This is a genomic window from Anaerococcus sp., from assembly GCF_030825785.1.
Classification (GTDB): domain Bacteria; phylum Bacillota; class Clostridia; order Tissierellales; family Peptoniphilaceae; genus Anaerococcus.
Genome location: NZ_JAPJPG010000010.1, coordinates 23,498 through 48,292 on the forward strand (window position 1 = coordinate 23,498; position 24,795 = coordinate 48,292).

At 37.1% G+C, this 24,795-nt stretch carries 20 protein-coding genes and 1 pseudogene; 10 read left to right on the forward strand and 11 right to left on the reverse strand.

Going from position 1 to position 24,795, the window contains the following annotated elements:
• Positions 1-56: 56 nt before the first annotated feature.
• Genes RCH56_RS02660 through RCH56_RS02670 form a run of 3 tightly spaced genes read right to left on the reverse strand, consistent with a single transcriptional unit; the run spans position 57 to position 3,980 of the window.
• Positions 57-1,349, reverse strand: a complete 1,293-nt coding sequence (locus RCH56_RS02660) for an NAD(P)H-dependent oxidoreductase (RefSeq protein ID WP_306483454.1) — start codon at positions 1,347-1,349, stop codon at positions 57-59.
• Positions 1,342-2,550, reverse strand: a complete 1,209-nt coding sequence (locus tag RCH56_RS02665; RefSeq protein ID WP_306483455.1) for an aminoacetone oxidase family FAD-binding enzyme — start codon at positions 2,548-2,550, stop codon at positions 1,342-1,344. Before RCH56_RS02665 ends, RCH56_RS02660 begins: the two co-directional genes overlap by 8 nt.
• Complete coding sequence (locus tag RCH56_RS02670; RefSeq protein ID WP_306483456.1) at positions 2,547-3,980, reverse strand: UDP-N-acetylmuramoyl-L-alanyl-D-glutamate--2,6-diaminopimelate ligase; 1,434 nt, start codon at positions 3,978-3,980, stop codon at positions 2,547-2,549. The genes RCH56_RS02665 and RCH56_RS02670 overlap by 4 nt, the downstream gene beginning before the upstream one ends.
• A gap of 140 nt (positions 3,981-4,120) precedes the next feature.
• Here RCH56_RS02670 and RCH56_RS02675 point away from each other — a divergent pair, with 140 nt between their 5' ends.
• Positions 4,121-4,960: a hypothetical protein gene (locus RCH56_RS02675; RefSeq protein ID WP_306483457.1), complete on the forward strand. Its 840-nt coding sequence runs from the start codon at positions 4,121-4,123 to the stop codon at positions 4,958-4,960.
• Positions 4,961-5,001: 41 nt separating this feature from the next.
• Here RCH56_RS02675 and RCH56_RS02680 read toward each other — a convergent pair whose 3' ends face one another.
• From RCH56_RS02680 to metG, 5 genes are read right to left on the reverse strand one after another with little or no spacing between them, the layout of a single operon-like run.
• Positions 5,002-5,232 carry a glutaredoxin family protein gene (locus RCH56_RS02680; protein ID WP_306483458.1) on the reverse strand — a complete coding sequence of 77 codons (231 nt, stop codon included), beginning with the start codon at positions 5,230-5,232 and terminating at the stop codon, positions 5,002-5,004.
• 34 nt (positions 5,233-5,266) lie between these two features.
• Positions 5,267-6,109, reverse strand: coding sequence for a 16S rRNA (adenine(1518)-N(6)/adenine(1519)-N(6))-dimethyltransferase RsmA (rsmA, locus tag RCH56_RS02685; protein WP_306483459.1), 843 nt, complete (start codon positions 6,107-6,109; stop codon positions 5,267-5,269).
• Complete coding sequence (rnmV, locus tag RCH56_RS02690) at positions 6,106-6,636, reverse strand: ribonuclease M5 (protein WP_306483460.1); 531 nt, start codon at positions 6,634-6,636, stop codon at positions 6,106-6,108. The genes rsmA and rnmV overlap by 4 nt, the downstream gene beginning before the upstream one ends.
• Positions 6,633-7,394 carry a TatD family hydrolase gene (locus RCH56_RS02695; protein ID WP_306483461.1) on the reverse strand — a complete coding sequence of 254 codons (762 nt, stop codon included), beginning with the start codon at positions 7,392-7,394 and terminating at the stop codon, positions 6,633-6,635. The genes rnmV and RCH56_RS02695 overlap by 4 nt, the downstream gene beginning before the upstream one ends.
• Positions 7,394-9,340, reverse strand: coding sequence for a methionine--tRNA ligase (gene metG / locus RCH56_RS02700; RefSeq protein ID WP_306483462.1), 1,947 nt, complete (start codon positions 9,338-9,340; stop codon positions 7,394-7,396). The genes RCH56_RS02695 and metG overlap by 1 nt, the downstream gene beginning before the upstream one ends.
• 183 nt (positions 9,341-9,523) lie before the next feature.
• Between metG and RCH56_RS02705 the strand changes: the two genes are divergently transcribed.
• The 8 genes from RCH56_RS02705 (at position 9,524) to larD (ending at position 20,475) form a co-directional block, all read left to right on the forward strand.
• A complete protein-coding gene (locus RCH56_RS02705) occupies positions 9,524-10,903 on the forward strand; it encodes a sodium:alanine symporter family protein (RefSeq protein ID WP_306483463.1) in 1,380 nt (459 codons plus the stop codon).
• 243 nt (positions 10,904-11,146) lie between these two features.
• Positions 11,147-12,397, forward strand: coding sequence for a tyrosine--tRNA ligase (tyrS, locus tag RCH56_RS02710; RefSeq protein ID WP_306483464.1), 1,251 nt, complete (start codon positions 11,147-11,149; stop codon positions 12,395-12,397).
• 71 nt (positions 12,398-12,468) lie between these two features.
• Positions 12,469-13,080 (forward strand): sugar O-acetyltransferase, encoded by a 612-nt coding sequence (locus tag RCH56_RS02715; protein ID WP_306483465.1) that lies wholly within the window; start codon positions 12,469-12,471, stop codon positions 13,078-13,080.
• A 210-nt stretch (positions 13,081-13,290) separates the two neighbouring features.
• On the forward strand, positions 13,291-14,490 hold the full coding sequence (locus tag RCH56_RS02720; RefSeq protein ID WP_306483466.1) for a helix-turn-helix transcriptional regulator: 1,200 nt from the start codon (positions 13,291-13,293) through the stop codon (positions 14,488-14,490).
• Positions 14,474-16,342 (forward strand): ABC transporter ATP-binding protein, encoded by a 1,869-nt coding sequence (locus tag RCH56_RS02725; RefSeq protein ID WP_306483467.1) that lies wholly within the window; start codon positions 14,474-14,476, stop codon positions 16,340-16,342. Before RCH56_RS02720 ends, RCH56_RS02725 begins: the two co-directional genes overlap by 17 nt.
• Positions 16,332-18,089: an ABC transporter ATP-binding protein gene (locus RCH56_RS02730; RefSeq protein WP_306483468.1), complete on the forward strand. Its 1,758-nt coding sequence runs from the start codon at positions 16,332-16,334 to the stop codon at positions 18,087-18,089. Before RCH56_RS02725 ends, RCH56_RS02730 begins: the two co-directional genes overlap by 11 nt.
• Positions 18,090-18,474: 385 nt before the next feature.
• Positions 18,475-19,752 (forward strand): nickel-dependent lactate racemase, encoded by a 1,278-nt coding sequence (gene larA, locus RCH56_RS02735; protein ID WP_306483469.1) that lies wholly within the window; start codon positions 18,475-18,477, stop codon positions 19,750-19,752.
• 15 nt (positions 19,753-19,767) lie between these two features.
• Complete coding sequence (gene larD / locus RCH56_RS02740) at positions 19,768-20,475, forward strand: D/L-lactic acid transporter LarD (protein WP_306483470.1); 708 nt, start codon at positions 19,768-19,770, stop codon at positions 20,473-20,475.
• A gap of 218 nt (positions 20,476-20,693) precedes the next feature.
• Here the strand turns inward: larD and RCH56_RS02745 are convergent, their stop codons facing one another.
• The 3 genes from RCH56_RS02745 to RCH56_RS02755 all read right to left on the reverse strand — a co-directional run bounded on the left by RCH56_RS02745 (position 20,694) and on the right by RCH56_RS02755 (position 23,593).
• Entirely contained in the window at positions 20,694-21,665 is a 972-nt protein-coding gene (locus tag RCH56_RS02745) for a DUF1002 domain-containing protein (protein ID WP_306483471.1), read from the reverse strand.
• An 8-nt stretch (positions 21,666-21,673) separates the two neighbouring features.
• Entirely contained in the window at positions 21,674-22,462 is a 789-nt protein-coding gene (locus tag RCH56_RS02750; protein ID WP_306483472.1) for a P-loop NTPase, read from the reverse strand.
• 129 nt (positions 22,463-22,591) lie between these two features.
• Positions 22,592-23,593 (reverse strand): PTS transporter subunit IIC, encoded by a 1,002-nt coding sequence (locus tag RCH56_RS02755; RefSeq protein WP_306483473.1) that lies wholly within the window; start codon positions 23,591-23,593, stop codon positions 22,592-22,594.
• Positions 23,594-24,411: 818 nt separating this feature from the next.
• Here RCH56_RS02755 and RCH56_RS02760 point away from each other — a divergent pair.
• A pseudogene (locus tag RCH56_RS02760) lies at positions 24,412-24,795 on the forward strand (hypothetical protein); the annotation flags it as partial.

The window sequence follows — 24,795 nt, forward strand, 5'->3', positions numbered from 1 at the left end:
TTTTTAGACATAAGCACTCAAAAAGACCGATTATCCTAGGACGATCGGTCTTACTTTTACAATTTCATAGAGTTTTGTCTTCTTCTTAGTCTTGTGATAGTTGCCTTTTCGTCAAGTTCTACCATAGACATATCTATGACTGTTCCTTTTTCTATATCTTTTACTGCCTTTGTCTTATCTGTAATCAAGGCTATTGGCAAGAGGTCTTCGGCAAGGCTTCTGTCGTGGCTAGTAAGTTTACCGTAAACTGTCTTTGATCCTACTCCTTCGAGTCTTTCTCCAGCCTTGATATCCCTTTTGGCAATAGTTACAGTGTCAGCTACTTGGCCGTGAAGAGGAACTATTGTCGCTTCGTTTTCTACTACAGCCTTGTAGATTGTAATTGGAGTTTCAAGACTTGTTAGGTGATATGGTCTATACATCAAGTAGTTTGGACCATCCCCAAAGCCTAGGAATTTCATTAAGTCTCTTACATCTTCCTGATCACTTGTTACTATGATAAATACTCCTGGAGCCATTCCACGAGAGAATTCTACAACTCCGTATCTTGATAGCTTGCCGCCGTCTGACTTTAGTCTAAAATCTTCTACAGCAGTCTCTGGGCTTGTATCAATTCCATGACAGCCGAATACATCTGGCAAGAAGCCTAGGGCGTTTGATACAGAGTTAAGCTCTAGCATGGTATTTGTTCCATCGACAAAGCTTGTAAGCATCTTTGCTGATAGACCCTTTTCTTTGGCTTTTTCTGCCAAACTTTCTGGTGTTGCATCACGGTCTAGCGGGTTGTTCTTTCCCTTGGCAGCGACCAAGACTTCAAGTCCCATTCCGTAAGCGTACTCTACAAGGTCGATTATAGCTCCTGGTTCATCGCCAAGGATTCCTGTGTAAACTACTCCTGCCTTCTTGGCCATATCGTGAAGGGCAGGTCCAACTACAGCGTCACACTCTACGTTGAAGGTGATCATGTGTTTGTGGTATTGGATAGTTTTTCTTGCTATAACTGCTCCAAATGGAGGATTGCCTGTACAGTCAATTACCGCATTTATTTGCATGAGCTTATAGGCTAATCTATAGTTAGTAGATACACAAACGAAGCCTTTTTCTAAAACTTCGTATCCTTCATTATAGTCATCTGTAAATATTATTTTATCTTCAGAGATTCCTGCATTTACTAGGGCCTTGATAGCTTTTTGTGGAGTCCTATCTACTACAAGCTTAACTTCCATTGCATCCATCTTTGATAGCTGGCTGATTAAGGAAGCTCCCATCTTGCCACAACCAATTATGGCAAGCTTGATGCTTTCTCCGTTATCTTTCATTTCTTTTAGTTTTCTATTTATCTTAAACATTTATACTCCTTATCTTGTCACAGGCTAACTTCGCTGAGGAAAAAGCCCACTGTATATTGTACCCCCCACAGGAACCAGATACATCTAGGATTTCCCCACAAAAGTACAAATTTTGGTAGATTTTTGATCTCATTGTCCTATCATCGACAAATTTTGTATCGACTCCTCCGATTGTTACCTGGGCATTTGTCTTATCATGGATATCTTTTACAGTAAATCTCATTGTCTTTAGGATTTTAATTAGCATATCCATATCCTTATCACTTAGGTCTTTGGCGAATTTGCCTATCGAAATCCTTGCCTTTTTGACTATATCATCTATAAGCCTATCATTAATTAGGCCTAGGAGGATCTCTCCTATAGTTCTTTTAGGAAAAGTTTCGGCAAGGTCCTTTATCCTTTTTCTCAACTCCTCCCTCCCATAGGATGGAAAGAGGTCTAGACTTATCATAGGTTTTTGATTTTTCTTAAGACCTATACTTATCTCGTTAGATAAATCCAAAATAGACGTACCAGTTAGGCCATAAGATTGAAAGATCACATCGTCTGTGGATTCCTTGATGAGCTTATCTCCTAGAAAGAGACTCGCCTTGGCTGTGACCCTGGTTCCCTTGGCCTTTTTGGAAAGCTTCTCCCTTGTTTTATAATTTGTGATTCCATAAGTTAAGTCCGTAATCTTTTGTTTATCCTTAATAATTTCAAAGACAGATCCATCAGAGCCTGAGTTTTTGAGCGTGATTCCTCCACTTGCAAGGACTAGTATATCATATTTGTACTTATTATTATCACTTTCAATTAACTTCTTTTCTAGGTCAATGCCAGTAATCTTTTCATTAAAGATAAATTTGGCCTTATCCTTGGCGGACAGATACAAGATATCCCTAACAGACCTTGCGGACATGGTAGCAGGATAGGTCCTCCCGCTTGGAAGGGACTTAGAATCTATGCCGAGCCTTTTGAAATATTCTATAAGGTCAGAATTTCTGAAATAATCTAGAGCGTAAGTAGGAAAATCGGGATTTTCTCCTTGGTAAAAGTCCTTGGAATAATTGAGATTGGTGAAATTGCACCTACCATTTCCTGTCGCAAGGAGCTTCCTGCCTGCTTCTTCATTAGAGTCGATTACTGTCACATCAAGACCTTCGGCGAAACTTGCAAAGGCAAGACCTGCTACTCCTGCCCCTATTACAAATACCTTCATATCCTAGCCAAGGCCTTCTTTATGGTTTCTCTCTCGCTGTAAGGGGTCTTCTCATTTCCATGATATTTCATAAAATTCTCCTCACCCTTGCCGAGAAGAAAGACATAATCACCAGGACGAGCCTTTTTAAAGGCGTATTCCATTGCATCTGTCCTATCTTTCTTTATGACGTAAGCTTGCTTATAATCATCAAGGCCTACTATTATCTCCTCGTTGATATGGTCTATATCATCAAACTTGGGATCATCTGTAGTAAGGACTGCGAAGGTATCAAACTTACCACAAGCATTTCCTATAAGTCTTCTAAAATTAGCATTTCTGTCGCCATTTATACCAAAGACCGCAATTTTCTTTGCCCCTTCTGGAACTGACTCGAAAAGAGCTTCGTAAGCACGTGGGGTATGGGCGAAGTCTAGGATTATATTTATGCCCAAATCATTTTCTATATATTCAAATCTCGACTTAACTCCCTTAAATTTCTTGAAGCCAGCAGCGATATCTTCCATGCTTGCACCCATCTGATTAAGGCAGGCGCAAGCTGCTAGGGTATTGTAGATTTCATAATTTGCAATTTTTCTTATGACAAATTCATAGCCTTTAATCCTAAAGGAAATCTTCCCATCTTCTTTTCTAATATCTTCTGCCCTATAGTCAGCACTTTTCTCGTCTATGGCGAAAGTTACAGTATTTGGGAAAAGTTCCTTAGCTTTTTTTCCATAAGGATCGTCGATATTGGCAATGGTTGTCTTAGCATTTCCAAACAAAATCATCTTGGCCTTGAAGTAATTGTCCATAGTCTTGTGATAGTCTAGGTGCTCTTCGGAAAGATTGGTGAAAATCCCGTAGGAAATATCTAGTCCGTATAGTCTTTTCTGATCAAGACCATGACTTGATGCCTCGAGGGCAAGGTGGTGGATATTCTTATCAAGACACTTATGAATGATCCTATTTACCTCTGTGATATCTGGAGTTGTGTTTGATGTAGGGATAAGCTCATCTCCTACCACTGCGTTATTTGTCCCTATACTTGCACTATCCCCAAAGATTTCTCCCATAAGAAAGGAAATAAGCCTTGATGTAGTTGTCTTGCCATTTGATCCTGTAACAGCTACAAGGTCCATTTTCCTTGATGGAAAATCGTAGATTAGATTAGAGATCTGGGCTAGCGCCTTTCTTGGATCAGCTACCTTGATATAGGAGATTCCTTCTTCTCTTTTTATATCTTCTGTGTGAATTATAAGGCTTGCGCCTTTTTCTATGGCAGAAGCTATATAATCGTGCCCATCGCTAAGTGAGCCCTTGATGGCTACAAAAATAGTTCCTTCACAGGCTTTTCTCGAATCATTTGTAACTTGTTTAATAGCCTTATCATTTGCTTTTTTATAATCTATATAAGATATATGTGAAATAATATCTTCAAAACTTATCAAAATAATTTGTCCTTTCAATACTTGTTCTAAGTAAGTATTTTACCTTTGTAGGGACAAACTTTCATCAAGATGAATTTGAGATAATGAATTTCCTTTTTACCAATAATTTGATAAAATATTCCTATAGAAAAGAGGTCAGAATGAAAAAAGATAAGTCGATAATTTATAAGGCAAGTCTTATCATAGGGCTTGTAATTTTTGTAATATCCTTCGCCTTTAGATATTCCTACATAGATATCCTAGGCTTTGATAGACCACTAAAGCTAGCAAGTTTTATCCTTATGGCCCTAGGGCTTGTTGGAAGTATAAGTGCCTTGATTGATGGGGTAAACAAGGACTTCGCCCATCCCATAATCCTCCTCCTTATCCTTAATGTAGTGATGGTCTTTACCTACCCAATCCTCCTTGGAGCAGAGACTTTCATCACCCATCCTACAAATCCCTACGAGGATAAGTCGCCTAATAAGGGAAACTCTACCAGGGAAAGAGATGATGCTAGCTTTATCATAGAAGGTGAAATCTATTCTATGCCAGTTAGGCTAAAAGACTTCACAGACAGGGGATTTTCCTACAAAATAAAAGAAGGTGAAGAAGGCAAAAGGGTTAATATCAGAAGACTTGGAGAAAGTACCAAGAAAAAGCCTACCTGGTTTACGGATGGAGAAGTGAAAGATGCTTTCAAGGAATTTTATCTCTTAGAAGCCTTTTTTGAAGAATCTGATATCAGTGAAGAGACTCCAATTACTCACTTAAAGGCTTCTGTTATAAATAACAACAGGGACTTTGAGGTCATGGGTATTAAGCTTGAAGATTCCATAGATGATGTAGCGAAGAATTTCAAAGATAAATTAAAAGAAGATCCAGGAAATAAAGAAAATCCTAGCAAGAAATACTATCTAGAGACAAAAGATTCCTACAAAATTACCCTAACTTCCCTTAAGGGAGTGATCCAATCCATAGAAATTAGTAAAATCGATTAACAAAAAAGGAGCTGCCCCAATTAAGGCTTACTCCTTTCAATTTAATTATTTAGTTTTGCTTCAATAGCTTCCTTGTCAAAGCCAACTATATCTTCTCCGTCGATATTAATAACTGGTACTCCTCTGTATCCCTTGCTTACAAGATAATCTACAGCGTCCTTATCCTTATCGACATTGTATTCAGTAAATTCGATACCTTTGTCGTTGAAATATTGTTTAGCTGCCTTGCAGAAAACACATGTATTTGATGTATAAATTTTAATATCTGCCATATTCTCCTCCGTTCTCTCTATATGTACCCATTAATTATAGGATCTCAATAGTTTTTGTCAAATTTATAAAATCATCCAAGGACAAGTTTTCTGCCCTCAGGTTACTTTTTATACCCAATTTGTCGAAGGCTAATCTTAATTTTTCCTTTTCGCAAGCATCAGATAGAGAATTTAGAATAGTCTTTCTCCTCTTGTTAAAGCCTGCATGGACTAGGGCAAAAAGTTTCTTTTCGTCTACATCGTCTCTGTATTTTCTAAGATTTAGCTTAAGGACAGTCGAGTCAATCTTAGGCTGAGGCATAAATACTGACTTAGGAACATTAGTAATCTTTTCTGCATCTGAGTAATATTTGATAAAGACAGAAAGAGAAGAGTAGTCCTTGCTTTTCTCATCAGCAAGCATCCTATCTGCCACTTCCTTTTGGACCATGATGGTCATGTCCCTACAAGGAAGGTCAGCTTCTATAAGTTTTTCTATGATAGGAGTCGTTATATAATAAGGGAGATTACTTACTACTTTGAAGTCTTCTCCAGCAAACTCTTCATCGATGATTCTTCCAAGGTCGGCCTTTAGGATATCCTCGTGAATTAGGGTGAAATTATCAAACTCTTCCATGTTTTCTTCTATAATCGGAATAAGAGAGCTATCAATCTCGATTGCTACTACCTTCTTTGCAGTCTTTGCCATCTCATAGGTGATTGTCCCAATACCTGGTCCAATCTCTAGGACGTTAGTAGAATCCACTTCAGCTGCGTCCACGATTTTTTCTACGAAATTCTTATCTATCAAGAAGTTTTGACCAAGGGATTTTGAAAATCTAAAGTTATATAGTTCTATTATGTCTTTTACAACTTTGGGTGAGTATAATTTTTTCATAAATTGTCTACCGCCCTTTCAAATTCTTCACGGCTTATACCAAAGGAGTTTAGCTTGGAAAGAAGTTGCTTGGAATTATAATAGCCAATGCCTAAAATATCGCCCAGCTTTTCCCTTCTTTCCTTGGAGCCTTTTCCAAAAGAGAGGTCGTTTTTTATCAAGTCTGTCATTGTAAAAGTCTCTACCCTCTCCTTAGTCTCTGCCTTGGCCCTTCTTAGGGCTTCGATTATAACTTCTGGATCTGCATTTTCAACACCGAGGTCGTTTTTTTTGATAGCCTTTTTCCTATCTATGTAGGCATGCTTGGCATTTGGTATGTGCTTTGCAATCCTTGCCCTAATCTTTTTGCCTGCATAGTCTGGGTCTGTTAGGATGATTATCCCACATCTTTTATCAACTTCCTTAAGTCTTTCGATTAGGTCTTTACCAAAAGCAAGGCCGTTGGTGGCAATCATCTCGCAGTCAACCGCCCTTTTGACATTTGCTATATCATCTTTTCCTTCTACTACTATAGTTTCTTTTATCATAATCCGAAAAATTCCTCTGCATTTTTGCTAGTTCTCTTTTCAAGTTTCTTAAGCTTCATTCCCCTAAGTTTAGCTATTTCTCTCGCAACTTCGATCACTTTTCTAGGATCATTTCTTAGTCCCCTGTAAGGCTCTGGAGTAAGGTAGGGGCTATCTGTCTCAAGCATTAGTCTATTGATATCGACATGACTTGCGGCAAGCTTTTCATTTTCTCCGTTAGAAAATGTCACGACTCCTCCGATTGAAATATAAAAGCCAAGGTCCATATACTTATCCAAAAGATCTAGACCTTCTGAAAAGCAATGGATTTGAACCTTAAGGTCCCTAAAGTCCTTTAGGATTTCGTAGGCATCTTCTCCCACATCTCTTGTGTGAACTACTACAGGAAGGTCAAGCCTTCTTGCCATTTCTAATTGCTTGATGAAGACTTCTTTTTGCTCGTCCTTATTGTCGTCTCTCCAGTAATAATCAAGCCCTATTTCTCCTATGGCCACAACTTTGGGATTTTGGGCAAGATCTTCTATTATCTTTAGGTCATTTTCATTCATCCTAGAGACTTCTTCGGGATGGATTCCTACTTGGGCGTAGAAATTAGGAAATTTACCCGCAAGCTCAACTGCCAATTTGGCGTCTTTCACATTGCATCCTGGATTTATTACCGCTTTTACATTAAAATTTGACAGGTCTCTTAGTATAAAGAGCCTGTCATCATCAAAGACCTCATCTGTAAGATGGGCGTGAGTATCTATTAGTGCCATTAGCTTACCTTTGCTCCTGGCTTTAAGTCTTCTAAAGTTGATAGGAGGGATAGGTCATCTTCAAAGTCTGCTGCAAGAAGCATGCCCTCTGATTCGATTCCACGCATCTTCCTTGGAGCGAGGTTTCTTACGACGATTACGTTTTTGCCTACTAAATCTTCTGGAGCATACCATTTCTTTATACCAGAAATTATTGTTCTTGGCTCATCTTCTCCTATATCTACCTTAAAGACTAAGAGCTTGTCTGCATTAGGATGTTCCTTAGCTTCTAGGATCTTACCTACGACTAGGTCGACTTTGGTGAAGTCTTCGAAGTCTATATATTCTTCCTTAGATTCTTCATCTTCCTTCTTATTCTTATTAAGTCTTTTCTCTATAAGGGCACCATTTGCCTCATGAAGCTTAACAAGTTCCTTGTCTATATCAAGTCTATCGAATAGATTAGCTCCCTTACTTACCCTAGCTCCTTCTTCAAGAAGGCCAAACTCTCCTGCTGATTCAAAGCCCTTATTATCAGTGCCGATTTTTTCTAGGATTGTTGCTGTTGTGTTTTTCATAACTGGCTCGATTAGTTGAGCTACTATTCTGATAGTCTCAGCAAGATTGTATAAGACTCTGTCTAGTCTTTCTTTATTTCCTTCGTCACGACCCAAGATCCATGGCTCAGTCTCGTCTACGTATTTGTTGGCACGACGGATTAAGGTCCAAACAGCTTCTAGGGCAGCGTTAAAGTTAAACTCATCCATTAGCTTGTTAAACTTAGTGTAAGTTTCCTTAGCAAGTGAGATAAGCTCATCATCAAAGCTATCTGATATTGTTCCCTTTCTTACAAGTCCTCCGTTATATTTATCAATCATTGATGTAGTTCTTGATACTAGGTTACCTAGGTCATTTACTAGATCAGAATTATATCTTTCCATGTATTTTCTAGCTGAGAAGTTGCCGTCAGAGCCAAAGTTAAACTCACGTAGCATGTAGAATTTAAGGGCATCTACCCCATAAAGGTCCACGAGTGGCTCTGGATACATGATATTTCCCTTGGACTTACTCATCTTATCATTATCGAAAAGAATCCAACCATGGGCAAATACCTTCTCTGGAAGTGGAAGATCTAGGGCCATTAGTAGGGCTGGCCAGATTATTGTATGAAATCTTACAATGTCTTTTCCGATTAGATGAACTCCAGCAGGCCAGTATCTTTCAAATTTTACCTTATCATCTCCATATCCTATAGCAGATAGATAGCAAGATAGGGCGTCAATCCAAACATAGACCACGTGTTCATTATCGAAAGGCACATCAACTCCCCAATCGAAGGAATTTCTTGTAACAGATAGGTCAGAAAGTCCCTTGTCGATAAAGTTATTTAGCATTTCCTTTTGCCTAAATTGTGGCTCCAAGAATTCTGGATGGTCTTTGAAAAGCTCTTTCAATCTGTCTGTATATTTGGAAAGTCTAAAGAAGTAGGTCTCTTCTTCTTGGTATTCTACTTCCCTACCGCAATCTGGGCAGTGGCCATCTTCTAATTGAGACTCAGTCCAAAAGGTCTCACAAGGTGTACAGTAATATCCCTTGTACTCTCCCTTGTAGATGTCTCCCTTCTCGTAAAGTTTGGTAAAGATTTCAGCGACATCCTTTTCGTGTTGGTCTTCGGTTGACCTAATGAAGGTATCGTAGTCGATTTCTAGCTTTTTCCAAAGCTCTTTTGTCTCTTCCGCTATGATATCGACAAACTTTTGAGGACTAGTACCAGCATCTAGGGCTGTTCTCATGATCTTTTGTCCGTGTTCGTCTGTTCCTGTAGTTAAGTAGGCATCAAAGCCCTTTAAGTTTTTATATCTTTTGAGCACATCTGCTATAACTGATGTGTAAGTATTTCCGATATGCAAGTTAGAATTTGGATAATATATCGGCGTTGTAATGTAATAAGCTTTTTTCTCTGTCATAATAATCCTTTCTTAATCTTACGATTATACTAGCTTTATGATACTTCAAATCATGCCAAAAATCATTTTTAGGAATTAATATTGTAAAAAACTTATCAAATTCATAATTATCTGGTATAATACGAAAATATCATATACATTAGATAATATGTTTACATTTACATAAAAATAAAAGGAGGAAAAATGGATTTTATATTAAAAGTGGCTGACTTTATGTGGGCAAACGTTATAGGCTATGTCCTTTTGGCAGTAGGACTCTACTATTCCCTAAGACTAGGCTTTCCACAATTTAGACATGCACGCTTAATCAAAAAAGTAATCAAAAAGAATCTTAAGTCAGAAGGCGAAGTAAGCGGATTTGCAGCCCTTGCTACAGCGGTAGGAGGACAGGTCGGAACAGGTTCTCTAGTAGGAGTGGCGACAGCTATAAGTCTAGGTGGACCTGGAGCAGTATTTTGGATGTGGATTACAGCGCTTTTGGGCATGGTAATCACATTTGCAGAAACTGTCCTAGGACAAATCTACAGGGTAAAGATCGAAGATGGTTCCTACAGAGGAGGACCAAGCTATTATGTACAATTTGGTCTTAAATCTAGGTTTATGGGAATAGTCACAGCTTTCTTTTACATCTTGGGAGTGGGTCTTTGTATAGCCTTTATGCAATCAAACTCAATAAGCCAAGCCTTTACAGGAGTTGTTGATCTAAACCCAATTATTCCTGGAATCGCCGTTACCATAGCGGCCTTTATCATCACAATCGGTGGAGTTAAAAGACTTACTGACTTTTCGTCAAAGGTCGTTCCAGTAATGGCCCTTGCTTATATAGTAGTAGTTTTAGTTATTATATTTACTAACATCAGTAAATTCCCAGCTGTTATATCAATGATTTTTAAAAGTGCCGTAAAGCCTCAAGCAGCCCTCGGAGGAATGGTAGGTCACACTGTTATGGATGCCTTTAGGCAAGGTGTTGCGAGAGGTCTTTTCTCAAATGATGCTGGAAATGGTATAGCAGGAATCATGCATGCAGCAGCAAACGTAGACCACCCAGCAGAACAAGGATTTCTTGGAATGTTTGGTACCTTCGTTACTACAATCATAATTTGCTCCCTATCAGCCTTCGCCCTACTTCTAACAGGAGTTGTAGGAAACCCTGATAGTGGTGTAGGAATCAATCTCGTCCAAGATGCCTTCCAAAGTATCATGGGAGTTCCTGGCAGATGGCTAGTGTTTTTCGCCATGCTAATGTTTGGCTTTACAACCCTTATAGCAGACCTCTTCTATGGTGAGAGTAATGTAAGGCTAATCTTTAAAGACAAATACAAAATTCCTCTTTGGATCTATAGGATTATTGCCTTCATCATGTTTTTGGTGGCAACTCAAATGGATCTTGAGCTCGTATGGGGCTTTATAGATGTCTTTGTAGGAATAGTAGTCTTTATCAACGTTATAAGTCTAGTCTTGCTATTTAAGGATGTAAAAGGAATCTTAGATGACTATCAAAAACAGCTAAAAGAAGGAAAAGAAAATCCAGTTTGGAAAAGAGAAAAAGAATACCATCTATAAATTAAGGCAGGCCCTATATATGTGGGGCTTGCTTTTAAGTTTTAGACCGTGTATACTGTATAAAGAATAAAACTTACAATGAAACCCAGTAGTTGTCCTTAGGGATAGCGAATTACACTTCATTTTGTTTAAGACCTGCCTAGAGTCTATCCTGGGCGCTGAGTATAAAAAAAGCTGGTACCGCATTCGTTGCGCTTTTATGCTCTTTTTTTGTACCCACTTTTAAAATAGAAAGGATGTTAGATGAAATTTACTTACGAAAAAGAATACGACAATGTCTTCGATGAGCTTGTAGATCGTGGATACTACGAACAAGCAACTAACGAAGAAGAACTTAAGAAATTACTCAAGGAAGAATCAGTTAAATTCTACTGTGGATTCGATGCTACAGCAGACTCTCTAACCGTGGGCCATCTTATCCAAATAATGGTAATGATGCGTATGCAAAACTACGGCCACAGACCTGTTGCCCTTCTTGGTGGAGGAACTACCCTAATAGGAGACCCTTCAGGTAGAAGCGATATGAGAAAGGTCATGACAGAAGAGATGATCGATCACAATGCAGAGTGCTTCTACAATCAATTCCAAAGATTCTTAGACTTCTCCGAAGGCGGAGCGACTATGCTAAACAACAAAGACTGGCTCCTTAAGCTAAACTTCGTTGAGTTTCTAAGAGATGTGGGAAGCGAGTTTTTGGTTAATGAAATGATCAAAAAAGACGCCTACAAGAACAGAATGGCTGCAGGTGGTCTTACATTTTTCGAATTCTCCTACATGCTACTTCAATCCTACGACTTCCTTAAGATGTACAGGGAAGATGGGGTAAAGCTTGAAATGGGTGGATCTGACCAATGGTCCAACATCATAGGTGGAGTTGACCTAATCAAAAAGCACGAAGACGGCCAAGCTTACGGCATGACCTTCTCCCTTCTTACAACTTCAGATGGAGTAAAAATGGGTAAATCCCAAAAGGGAGCTGTATGGCTTGATGAAAAGAAGACCAGCCCTTACGAAATGTATCAATACATGAGAAATGTAGACGATAGGGACGTGGAGAAATTCCTCCTACAACTTACCTTCCTTCCAACAGATGAATGTAAGAAGTTAGGATCTGCAAGGGACGCAGCAGAAATCAACAAGGCCAAAGAAATCCTAGCCTACGAGGTAGTAAAACTAGTTCATGGCAAAGAAAAGGCAGACGAAGCGATCGCAGCAGCTAAGGCCCTCTTTACCGGAAAAGGCGACGAAAGCGCAATGCCAACAACACAAATTGCAAAATCAGACCTACCAAAGGGACTTCTAATCCTAATGACTGAAACAGGCCTAACTAAATCAAATGGTGAAGCAAGAAGAATCATCAAGCAAGGTGGAGTTTCCATCAATGATGAGAAAGTAGCCGATCCAAGTATAGAAGTTACAGAAGACCTCTTCGAAGATGGAAGAATAATAATCAAAAAAGGTAAGAAAAACTTCCACAAAGTAGAACTTATCTAGATAAGAGCAGGCCTTGGGTCTGCTTTTTTAATAAGATAAGAACTGAAATATTTTATAAATAAAGGATAAAAATGACAGAAAAAGAAAAGATGCTAAGAGGCTTACTCTATGATGCAAATTATGACAAAGAGCTTGGAAGTGAAAGGCTAAAGGCCAAGGACCTCTGCTTTAAATACAATACGACTCTTCCCTCAGATGAGGACAGCTTAAGAGAAATTATCGGCGAACTTAAGATTAAAACTAAGGGGAACTTCTTCCTTACCCCTCCTTTTTATTGTGACTATGGCTACAATATATCTGTGGGAAAGAATTTCTATGCCAATCATAATCTCATTATACTTGACGGAAACAAAGTAAGTTTTGGCGATAATGTCTTTATCGCTCCTTCCTGCACCTTTTCTACAGCAAGCCATCCTCTCGACAAGGAAAGAAGAAATAAAGGGCTCGAATACGCCCACCCTATCACAGTAGGCGATGATGTGTGGTTTGGGGCAAATGTCACAGTTCTTCCTGGAGTTAAGATTGGATCCAATGTAGTTATAGGAGCAGGAAGCCTTGTAAATAAAGACATCCCAGATAACTCTCTAGCCTTTGGCAATCCTTGCAAGGTCCATAGGAAAATCACAGAAAAAGATAGGGAAAAGCTCTGGGAATATAAGGAAAACTCTGGTTTGGAAGAATAATTTTTCAAAAGAAAAATAGAATCATAACTATATCGACATTTTATGAAATATACGAGTAGCTTCGGCTGCTCTTTTTTTGTATTTATAGTTAGATTAATATCTAATATAGGTCTATTGATATTAGATAATAATTGATCTATAATTAAATTAATCAAATATATTTCTAATCTATTAATTAAACTTAGATATAAATCTAATAAAGGAGTCAGGATGAAAGAAAATTTCAATAAATTTAAGCTAATAAAAAAGACCCTCCTGGTAAATGAAGCAGGGCTTGTGATCTATTATTATACAAATTGGCTAGCCGCCTCAAACAAAAGCCAATACTGCTTTGACGCTTCCTATCCCGGCTTTAATTTCTCAAAAGATTTGCTTCTAATGTCTATCGAAGATGTCTTTGGTTTCGAGAAGGCTTATGTCGATTTTGTAAAGAAGGTTAAGGCTGAGTCTTTTCCCTACTTGGAAGACTTCTTCACCGAAGAAAATAAAGATATATTAAATCTTTTTTATATTTTTACCGAAAATGATGAGAATTATCTGCCCTTTTTTGCAGGAATCTTCCAAAATCTCAATATTTTTGACCTAGAAGATTTGACTTATGAGCATTTTAAGGAAGTTTATGATTTTTGCTTCCTAAGACATATGGGAGTTGAGATAAGCTATAGTAATCATAAGGATTTAAAAAGTCTAATCGATTCTAAAAAGAAAATTCTTAAAAAAGATTTCCCATATTTTTTGTCTAAGCTTCCCTATAAGGATGAGCTTTCTATGGATCTTGTGAGATCTTTTACTAATACTAGGTCAATCTACGATAGAATCTTACCTCTCACTGATAAGCTTTGCGAGATAATAAAGAAAAATATTCCCTTGATTGAGGACGACCTTGATAAGCATTTTGACCATCTGGCAGAAGATGACTTCAAGCTTTTAAGAGATCTCAGTGATCAAGTGGGTATAAATCCTCTTCTAAATAAAATGGGATCTCCCCTTAATGTTTATAGTCTTATCATGGCTCCTAATATGGAGATGATTCAATATATGTCAGAAGATAACGATTTTGCTTTTATAAAGTTTGGTATCTTTGCAGATAAGGAGAAAAAGAATGTAAGGAAGTTAAAACTCTTAAGCCAGTACCTTAAGGTTTTAGGAGATCCTACTAGGATTGACATCCTGGATTTACTTATGGAGAAGTCCTACTATTCCAAGGAGCTTTCCGACAAGCTTTTCATTACTCCTGCCACCCTCTCCTACCACCTAAGTCAACTTCATGTTTGTGGCTTTGTAGGTGCTTATATCGATGGTAGGAGGACTTATTACTATTTGAGAAAGCCTGGCTTTAAGAAAATTATAGATGACCTTAATGATTTTTGTAAAAATATAAGGGAGGAAAATCATGATAGTAAGGAATGAAAATCCAAGAGAAAACCTCGCCCAAAATCTCGATTCAGAAGAGAAGATAAAATCCTATTTGAGAGCAAAAAACTTATCTAATTTCAAGCTTTTACGTATTGCCTATAGTCCCTTTAGGGATAATTTAAAGATAAAACTTTCCTTGTTGATTTATCCCTTTGTAAATGGACTGATACCTATCTTACAAGCCTTTATCATGTACCTTTTGGTAGGGCTTATAAGTAAGGGAACGGGCCTTAGGACTATGATCCTTATAATCACAGCCTATAGCCTTGTAATTTTCGCCTTTTCCTTGGTTTCTAAGCAAATCGAACGTAGAACTTTTCCGACCTATATGGATACTAGGCTTAATTTCTTCGTAAGGGCGGCAGGATCTATTATGAAGATGGATTATGGTCTTGGGGAAAATTCCCTCTTTATGGGAGAATTTACCAGGGGCTTTGAGCCATTTTCAAATAATAGCCAAGGGCTTGAGGGAATCTATCATGATATGTATCCCCTCCTTTCAAGTATAATTTCCTTTGTTGTAATTTCAGTAATTATGGCAAAGCTTAATCCTCTAATCTGTATCTTTGCCCTAATTTCTATACTAATCCAACTTTTAATTAGAAATTATACTGATAAATACAGGCACGAGCATACAGGAGAGCTTAACAAGGTAAGAAGAAAGACATCTTCCTTTTATAGTGAGGCTAGCGACTTTCGTTTTGCCAAGGATATTAGGATTTTCTCCTTCAAGGAAAGATTTATTGAAGGCTTTAAGCCCCTAGTAGCTGATGTAGTAAGGATTTCTAGAGTTTTCATCAAGCCTGAGATATTCTTATCGCCTATCCTCGCCATAGCCTTGGTTGGGATAGAGGCTATTTGCTTTTATTTCTTGGCAGGAAAAATCATAACTCATGAGATAAGTCTAAAGGACCTTACCCTAATGATTACTTCTGTGGCAATCTTAAGCAAGGTCTCCCTTACTCTTGTAACAAACCTTGCCCAAACTAGGGCCAATCTCATGTATGTAGGAGACGGCTTTGATATGATAAGAGATGACCTAGAATCAACTTGTGGAAATAAGAAGATTACAGGCCCTATGTCAATAGAATTTAGAAATGTATCCTTTTCTTACCCTCTTTCTAGTAAAAAGGTCCTAGATGATCTCTCCTTTACTATAAAAGAAAGAGAGAAAGTCGCCATAGTTGGGGTAAATGGAGCTGGTAAGTCTACCATAGTTTCCTTAATCCTAGGACTATATAAGCCAACTCAAGGGGAGATTTTAATAAATGGGATAAATGCCAATGAGCTTGACCTTAAGGAAAGATTTAAGGCCTTTGCCACAGTCCTTCAAAATGTAGAGCCTCTTTCTGTATCTATAGCAGAAAATGTGGCAGGGACTTGCAAGAATATAGATAGGAAAAAAGTAATAGAAGCAATAAATAAGGCGGGCCTTTCCTACAAGCTCGACCAGCTTCCTAAGGGGATAGATACCCAAATGACTAGAAATATCTACGAGGATGGAACGCTTTTTTCTGGAGGAGAAAACCAAAAGCTTGCCATAGCCCGTGCTATTTATAGGACAGATGCCAAATCCCTTATCATGGATGAGCCAACAGCTGCCCTTGACGCCTTAGCTGAGGAGAAAATCTATAAAGATCTGGAAAATATAAGTCAAGGAAAGACTCTAATTTTTATCTCCCACAGGCTAGCTTCAACCAGGTTTTGCGATACAATTATGCTTCTTGATGGCGGAAAGATAAAAGAAATCGGGAGCCATGAAGAACTATTAGCTAAAAATGGACTTTATAAACAAATGTACGAATCCCAAAGAAAATACTACAAGGAGGAAGATAATGAAAAATAAATTAAAAGCCTTGTGGCTATTTGCCAAAATTATAGGAAGAAATGATCCCTTCTATCTAATAATTATCCTCCTCAATGCCCTAATCAATTCGGCTAAGAGTGTAGTAGATATCTTTGTACCAATGATTTTTATCAATCAAATCACAAATCCCAGACCTATACCAGATTTTATAAGACTTGTAAGTTTTATAGTTCTAGGAAAAGTCCTCCTAGAAATAATATCTAGGATATCTAACAGGGAAGAATTTGTAAGGCGTCAGGGGATAAATGACTATCTGACCTTCGAGCTTGCAAAAAAAGCCATGAACTTATCCTACGAAAATATAGAAAATCCCCACACCCTAGATTTAAAGGAAAAAGCCAATGCTGCCATAAATATGGGATCCATCCACAATCTCTTGTGGTGTTTACGAGAAATAATAACGAGCCTATCAACCATGCTAGCTACGGCTATAATCATAATAAATTTCTCCCCTTACCTAGTAGCTTTTTCTATAGGAATTTCTTTGCTGATAATTGTAGCGAGCATAAAGGAATCCGCCTACACTAGAAAGTTTGATTTGGAAATTGTTGATGTAAATAGGAGATTCTCCTACTATTTCTCCCTTATGGGAGGACCTAGCTTTCAAAAAGAGATAAGAGTCTATGACTTAGGAGGTTTGATAAACTCAAAGGTGAGATCCTACCTTAGAAAGATGCTTAATGAATTTAACAAGAGATATGCCTATGAGGCCAATATGGGAGCTATCAAAATTTTCTTAGAAACTATTCTAAGATTTATCTCCTACACCTATGTGGCAATGAGGACCTTGTCTAAGGCCTATGGCCCACAGATTACTTTCGGTGAATTTTCCCTAATAATTTCCGCTAACGAAAACTTCATGAAGGCCTTCCAAGACATGTTTACTGAAACAGGTGACTTTATCCTAAGCCTTGCCAATCTCATTCCTCTATATGATTTCATTAATCTCGAAAGCTCTGGAGAAACAAAACTTAAAAAGACAGGAGACTTCGAAAGCCTTGAGTTTAAAAATGTAAGCTTTGCCTATCCAGGAAGTGACAGACAAATTCTCGACGACATTTCCTTTAAGATCAGAAGGGGCGAGAAAATCTCTATAGTAGGAGTAAATAATGCAGGAAAGACAACACTTGTAAAGTTAATCGCTAGATTTTATGAAATAGATAAGGGAGAAATCCTCTACAATGGAGAAAATATCAAAGATATCGATATCTATAAAAAAGTGTCTGCTGTGTTCCAAGATTTTTCCATAATGCCTTTTACAATAAAGGAAAATCTAATAGGAAATAAGGATTATAAGAAGGAAAAAATAGATGAACTTCTAAAAGAGCTAGATCTTTATAGAAAGATAGCTGATTTAGAATATGGCCTTGATACTTATATGAACAAGGAAATCTATGAAAATGCAACCAACCTATCCCTAGGTCAAAAGCAAAAGCTTGCCATAGCAAGGTGTCTTTACCAAAATCCCGACCTAATCATATTAGATGAGCCGACAGCAAGTCTCGATCCCTTAGCAGAAGCTAAAATCTACGAGCAGTTTAACGAGATGACTAAGGGTAAGACTGTAATTTTCATATCTCATAGGATGAGCTCGACAAGATTTACCGACAAGGTTCTCCTTCTAGATGAAGGCAAAATCAAGGCCTTTGACTCCCACGAAAATCTAATGAAAACGGACAACATCTACTCCATTCTCTACAAGTCCCAAGCCCAATATTATAAGTAAAAGTAGGCCCTTCTAAGGATAATAGTCTAGAAGGGCTTTTCTTTATCTTATCTTATTATCTTTGACATTTTTAATCTTGCTAATAAATCTACTAACCAATCTCTAGTCTAGACACAATAATTTTTATTTAGATCAAGTCGCTTTTTTGGATATTAATGCATTGATTGACTTATGCATATACTATCAAAATATTACAAAAATTAAATAGAAATCTTTTTTGAAAAGATAATTTTACGAACAAAACGTTTGCTTTCCAAAGTTTAAACGAAGAAGACTTTCTATCCATTTTTACTCAAAATATCCATTATTTTTTCTTGACATTGATTAATTTTGCTATTATAGTCTATACTGTTGCATATTTATTAATATAATAGGAGATGTTAAAATGATTAAAATAAATGTTCCATATGACCATACAAGTATGGAGGTCGCTTTAGAAGATAAGAATTTTTCTGGTAAACTTGAGGGAAAACAAACCCAATATGTACCTGAGAAAGAAGAAGCCCAAATAGTAGAAGATTCTTTAGACAATCCAATAGGCCAAAAGAGTCTCGAAGAACTTGCCCAAGGTAAAAAGGATATTGTAATTATTAGTTCAGACCATACTCGTCCAGTTCCTTCAAAAGTTATTACACCTATTTTGCTAAGAAGAATACGTAGTGCTAACCCAGATGCCCGTATTCGTATTCTTGTAGCAACAGGATTCCACCGTCCATCAACTAGAGAAGAATTAATAAACAAATACGGTCAAGAAATAGTAGATAACGAAGAAATTGTAATGCACGTATCAACAGATGATAGTTCGATGAAAGAAATTGGAACTCTTCCAAGTGGTGGAGCTTGTATCATCAACAAAATCGCTGCTGAATGTGATCTTTTAATCGCTGAAGGATTTATAGAAGCCCACTTTTTTGCAGGCTTTTCTGGAGGAAGAAAATCAGTTTTACCAGGAATTGCTTCTTATAAGACAATTATGGCCAACCACAGTGGTGAATTTATAGATAATAAAAATTCAAGAACTGGAAACTTAAAGCATAATTTAATCCATGAAGATATGGTTTATGCAGCAAGAACAGCTAAGCTCGCCTTTATCATTAACGTCGTATTGAATGGTAAACACGAAATAATAGGTTCTTTTGCAGGTGATATGGAAAAAGCTCACAAGGTTGGTTGTGACTTTGTAAGAGAACTTGCAAGCGTTAAGAAGATTGACTGTGATATAGCTATTACTACAAATGGTGGAGCTCCTCTTGATCAAAATATTTACCAAGCTGTAAAGGGTATGACAGCTGCTGAAGCAACTGTCAAAGAAGGCGGAGTAATCATCTGCTGCTGTGCTTGTGGTGATGGTCACGGTGGTGAAGGCTTCTACCACAATATAGCCGATGTAAAAGAAGCTAGAGAATTTGAAGAAATGGCAATCAACACTCCAAGGCTCGAAACCTTACCAGACCAATGGACTTCTCAAATCTTTGCCCGTATCCTTTCTCACTATCATGTAATAATGGTATCTGACCAAGTAGATGAAAAACTTGTAAATGATTTGCACATGCAACTTGCAAGATCTATGGATGAAGGATTGAGATTAGCTTTTGATATCATGGGAGATGATGCGAAAGTAGTTGTAATTCCTGATGGTTTAGGCGTAGTTGTAGAAAATTAATAGGAAGGATTTTAGATGATTTCAAAATTAATTGCAGAGTTTTTAGGAACTGCCCTTATGATTATCTTTGGTGTTGGAGTTCACTGCGACGAGGTACTTAATAAGACAAAATACCAAGGATCAGGCCATTTATTTGCAATTACAACATGGGGATTTGGTATTACTATAGTTTTAGTAGTATTTGGAGATGTATGCATAAATCCTGCTATGGCATTTTGCCAAGCAATTCTTGGCCTTATCCCTTGGACCTACTTTGTACCATATGTTATAGTTGAATGTTTGGGAGCATGTTTCGGAGCTTTGATTTGCTATGTCTTATACAAAGATCAATTCGATGCATCAGAAGATATAGATCAAGTCAAGGTAAGAAATATCTTTTCAACAAACCCCATCTATAGAAACCTTCCAAGAAACTTCTTCGTTGAGTTTTTTGCAACCTTTATCTTCCTATCATCAATCCTAGGTCTAGTTAAAAATCAACCAGACCTCGTTCCAGTAGGAGTTGGTTTATTGGTATGGGCTATCGGTATGGCATTAGGTGGTCCAACAGGATTTGCTATGAATCCTGCCAGAGACCTAGGTCCAAGACTAGCTTACACTTTATTGCCAATCAAAAACAAAACAGATAACGACTGGCAATATGGTTTAACAATTCCAGGTCTTGCTCCATATGTAGGTGCAATAGCTGCAGCCCTTTTTGCTAGGTTTTATCTAGGCTTTTAGGAAAAATTATTTTATTAATTGCTAAGGCTAAGCTATACAAAAAGACTTAATAATCTAATAAGATAAAAAGCGGAATCTAGACTTTTAAAAGAGTCTGGATTCCGCTTTTTTATACTTAATCAAAATAATAACCATAAAGCTAATAAGCGCCAAGGATAATTTAAAACTAAAAAACAGCTGCAAAATATGGCTTCCCATATTTTTGCAACGGTTTATTTTTAATTATTATCAGAAGAATCACTTCCGCCAAAGGCGTTCATAATAGATTCAAAAATTGATCTAAAGAAATTCATTATCGAATCCCAAAGACCGCTATCTTTAGCTTCTTGGGCGACTTTATCGATACTATCCTTATTTTCTTCGTAAAACTTTCCTGCCTTATCTGTAATATCTCCTGCAAGTTTTGTGAGATTTTCTCTGACTTCGGCGCTATCTATAGCTGAAGTTGTTTGGTAATTCTCGAAGTAATTTACGAGGATTTGGATGTTGTTATTTGATAATACATTGTCCATATTTACATTATTTAAGGCATCCTTGATATAGATTGCTATCTGATCAGCGGAAGCATTTTCGCCGTTTTCCTCTTTATAGTCACTGAGTTTTTGTTTTACTTCAATTACTACTGTATCGAGCTTGTCTGTATCGAAGTTTTCTTTTCCTTCGTTTTCTTCTGCTACTTGACTTACTGTCTCAAGCTCTTCTTGTGCTGTTTGAGTTCTTTGGGTATCAAGGTCCATACCTCTCATTTCTAGAGACTTATAGACTCCGACTAGGGCAGACTCTCCAGTAACAGGCCTTGGGCTTGCTACTATTATGTCTGCATCGCTTATGCCTGCTGTAATTGCAGCATTAGTATATTGGCCTTCTGTAATTTGTGTGATGTTTTCTGGAGTCTTGATCTTAACAGATATTCCCTTATCCTTAGTTGATCTTTTGACTAGGACTGAAGAGATCATGTTGGAATCTGCTGTTCCGTATCCTAGATATTTTTCAAGATCATTTCCGTCTACATAGGAAATATTAGAATCTTCCTTAACTCCCATAGATTTATTTACTGTAACTTTCTCTTCTTCTGTAAGGGCTACACCATAGATTACATCGTCCTTGTTTGGATCAAAGTCACTTGCCATAGCCACTTGTGGGAGAAAGATTATAAGGGACATCATCCCTGCTAGAATTTTCTTAAACATATTATTACCTATAGGCTTTCAATCTTTTCTATAATTGGACTTAGCTCTTTCATATCTATATCTTCTGCAAGACCTGAGTCAATTTTTTCTGCTATTTGTGAATCTATTGGAAGCTTGGCTAGGGTATCTATGTCGTATTTTTTAGCTACTTCATCTAGCCTACTCTTGCCAAATATTTCATGCTTACTTCCACAATCTGGACATTCGAAATAGGACATATTTTCAACCATGCCGATTACTTTCTTGCCCATCATCTTTGCCATCTTGATAGATTTTTCTACAACCATCTCTACCAAGCCTTGAGGGGTCGCTACTGCAACTACGCCATCTATTGGTAGGGATTGGAAGACTGTGAGTGGTACGTCAGCTGTTCCTGGAGGCATGTCTACTATCATATAATCAATCTCGCCCCAATCTACATCTGTGTAGAATTGTTTTAGGACGTTGGTTACAATTGATGATCTCCAAACAACTGGGTCAGTCTTTTGGCGTAAGATCATGTTTACTGAAATTAGCTTTATTCCGTCACGAGTGATGGCAGGATACATAAGTCCTTCCTTGGTTCCCCTAACTGGCTCATCTATACCAAAGGCCTCTGCCATGGAAGGTCCTGTTATATCAGCATCAAATACTGCAACCTTGTAGCCTTTCTTGCTAAGGCTTGAGGCAAGGAGGGATGATACTGAAGACTTGCCAACTCCTCCCTTACCACTCATTACAGCTATGACCTTGCCCACAGAAGATCCTTCGTGAAGCTTGATTTTGAATTTATCTAAATTAATATTTTTCTTTTGCATATAATCTCCTTTTCTTAAGATCTGATACCTCCTCAGATTTAGGATTATTATACTTTTAAAATATCATATGTTAAGTTAAATAAATACTCTTCCTAGATATAATAATCTACTTGTATTTAGGCTAGTTAATTAAAAATCAATCTTCATATCTCCATCCTTGATCAGCCCCTTATTTTTCATTAGCCTATAAATTATATAAGAAAGGATGGCAGGAAGGAATATGTGAAGGAGGATGACCTTAAATATGGCACTAACTCCCATGGCATTAATGGTTCCAATTTGTCCTACTAGACCACTTGTCCCCATACCTGAGCCTAGGGGAGTGTTTTTCATCCTAAAGACTAAAGTTCCGATTGGAGCAATGATGGCACTTGCAAGGGTTGGAGGAAGCCAAATCCGAGGGTTCTTAATAATATTTGGCACCTGAAACATACTAGTCCCCAGCCCTTGGGCGAGAAGTCCCTCCAAGCCATTATCCTTGTAGGAAATTACAGCAAAGCCAATCATTTGGGCACAGCATCCGACTGTAGCCGCTCCTCCTGCAAGGCCTTCTAGACTAAGCATCATACAAATCGCCGCAGATGAAATCGGTAGGGTAAGGGCCATACCTATAGTAACCGCTACAACAATTCCCATAAAAAACGGTCTAAGCTCGGTCGCTTTCATGATAAATAAGCCGATCGCCTTCATAAAGGATGCGACATAGGGACCTATCAAATCTCCCACCAAGATTCCTACTATAATCGTAACACTAGGAGTGATGATTATATCAAGCTTGGTAGATTTTGAGACAAGCTTACCAAATTCAACTCCAAAAATTGTGGCAAGGAAAACTCCCACAGGCCCTCCTAGCTCATAGGCCCCGAGTCCTACAATAGTAGAAGCAAAAAGGACAAGCTTGGGTGCATTAAGACTTGCGGCAATAGCAACTGCAATAGCTGCTCCACTGGCAGAGTTTGCCAAAGGCCAGAGCCTGTCTGTAAGATATGGTATATGTAAGCTTTGGCCAAGGCTATTTAGGATAGTCCCAACCAAAAGAGAGGCAAAAAGACCAAAGGCCATAGCCCCCAAGGCATCAATAAAATAAGTTCTCCAGGATAAATTTATCCCCTTTTTTCTTAAAAATTCCATAAAATCCTCCAAAATATTTTCAAATAATATTGTAACACAAATTTAATCCATTGTATATACAGTGGCAAACATTTTAAGCTTTTGTATTATTTTTAGCCTCTAGCTAATTTGTAGTTATTAGAATATCAGTTAAATATAATATTTTTTATTTTTTGATTATGCTATATTAATTCGGGTAACAAAAGAACAAGACGGTTATTCGAGTTTTAATAGAATAACTGTTAAATATTAATTTGAAAAACAAAAGTTAGGAAATAAATAAAAGGTTATAGATTATTATGATTAAAAAATCAAATTTATTACCATATATTTTTCTGATAGCTTCAAGTGTAGGCTATTATAGTAATATTGGCAGAGAAGATTCATTATTTTATTTTTGGATTACTATATTTGTAGTATCATTAATACTTTTAAAAGTAAATAATAATGATTTATTTAAAAAACATAAATATAATATTGTATACTATGATATGTTGTTTGTTCTAGGAGTAATATTCATACCACGCATAAACTTACCTTATGGGGCTTCTAGATTAATTATGGCTATTTTAGGAGCTGTATATGCACTTTTAATTAGTCGAAAGAAAATTTTTCTTAAATAATAACGAAGAAAGATATGTTATGTAAAATGAGCTCAACCCTAAAATCTGAAAAACAGATGGAGGGGTTTTAGTATGCCCAAATACTCAAAAATTTTTCTATAAGATTAGTAGTAAAATTACAAAATTTTTAAGTTAGAGTTAACACAAAAAATTTGACAGTACCATTTTTAATATTAGAGTAATTTGTAATTTCAATATAATTATAAACATTAAATTTTGAAGGAGGTTTATATTAAAAATAAAAGATTTACATCATTTTTAACTTTATTTATTGTATTAATAGGGCTTATATTCGCACCTAAAAAATCTACATACGCAACATCGAGTGATTTAATTACAGATGAAAATACAGATTTATTAGAAGTTGAATTATATACTGAAACAAAAGATATTTTTCCTAAATATATTTTTGAAGAAGTTTTTAATAAAGATGATTTAGAATTTTTAAGAAAAAATTATAACGCTAAAATAAATCATTTGGGAAATAACGTTGAAATTAAAATTAAAACTAAAATGAAACCCTCTACTGAAAATGATCTAATATTATATGCTGATAATAAACCAATCCAAGTTAAATCTAATGGAACTATAGTTGTTAAT

Coding starts and splice junctions, on each gene's coding strand:
- RCH56_RS02660 (WP_306483454.1), bottom strand. CDS start 1,349: ATGTTTAAGATAAATAGAAAACTAAAAGAAATGAAAGATAACGGAGAA.
- RCH56_RS02665 (WP_306483455.1), bottom strand. CDS start 2,550: ATGAAGGTATTTGTAATAGGGGCAGGAGTAGCAGGTCTTGCCTTTGCA.
- RCH56_RS02675 (WP_306483457.1), top strand. CDS start 4,121: ATGAAAAAAGATAAGTCGATAATTTATAAGGCAAGTCTTATCATAGGG.
- RCH56_RS02680 (WP_306483458.1), bottom strand. CDS start 5,232: ATGGCAGATATTAAAATTTATACATCAAATACATGTGTTTTCTGCAAG.
- rsmA (WP_306483459.1), bottom strand. CDS start 6,109: ATGAAAAAATTATACTCACCCAAAGTTGTAAAAGACATAATAGAACTA.
- rnmV (WP_306483460.1), bottom strand. CDS start 6,636: ATGATAAAAGAAACTATAGTAGTAGAAGGAAAAGATGATATAGCAAAT.
- RCH56_RS02695 (WP_306483461.1), bottom strand. CDS start 7,394: ATGGCACTAATAGATACTCACGCCCATCTTACAGATGAGGTCTTTGAT.
- metG (WP_306483462.1), bottom strand. CDS start 9,340: ATGACAGAGAAAAAAGCTTATTACATTACAACGCCGATATATTATCCA.
- RCH56_RS02705 (WP_306483463.1), top strand. CDS start 9,524: ATGGATTTTATATTAAAAGTGGCTGACTTTATGTGGGCAAACGTTATA.
- tyrS (WP_306483464.1), top strand. CDS start 11,147: ATGAAATTTACTTACGAAAAAGAATACGACAATGTCTTCGATGAGCTT.
- RCH56_RS02715 (WP_306483465.1), top strand. CDS start 12,469: ATGACAGAAAAAGAAAAGATGCTAAGAGGCTTACTCTATGATGCAAAT.
- RCH56_RS02720 (WP_306483466.1), top strand. CDS start 13,291: ATGAAAGAAAATTTCAATAAATTTAAGCTAATAAAAAAGACCCTCCTG.
- RCH56_RS02725 (WP_306483467.1), top strand. CDS start 14,474: ATGATAGTAAGGAATGAAAATCCAAGAGAAAACCTCGCCCAAAATCTC.
- RCH56_RS02730 (WP_306483468.1), top strand. CDS start 16,332: ATGAAAAATAAATTAAAAGCCTTGTGGCTATTTGCCAAAATTATAGGA.
- larA (WP_306483469.1), top strand. CDS start 18,475: ATGATTAAAATAAATGTTCCATATGACCATACAAGTATGGAGGTCGCT.
- larD (WP_306483470.1), top strand. CDS start 19,768: ATGATTTCAAAATTAATTGCAGAGTTTTTAGGAACTGCCCTTATGATT.
- RCH56_RS02745 (WP_306483471.1), bottom strand. CDS start 21,665: ATGTTTAAGAAAATTCTAGCAGGGATGATGTCCCTTATAATCTTTCTC.
- RCH56_RS02750 (WP_306483472.1), bottom strand. CDS start 22,462: ATGCAAAAGAAAAATATTAATTTAGATAAATTCAAAATCAAGCTTCAC.
- RCH56_RS02755 (WP_306483473.1), bottom strand. CDS start 23,593: ATGGAATTTTTAAGAAAAAAGGGGATAAATTTATCCTGGAGAACTTAT.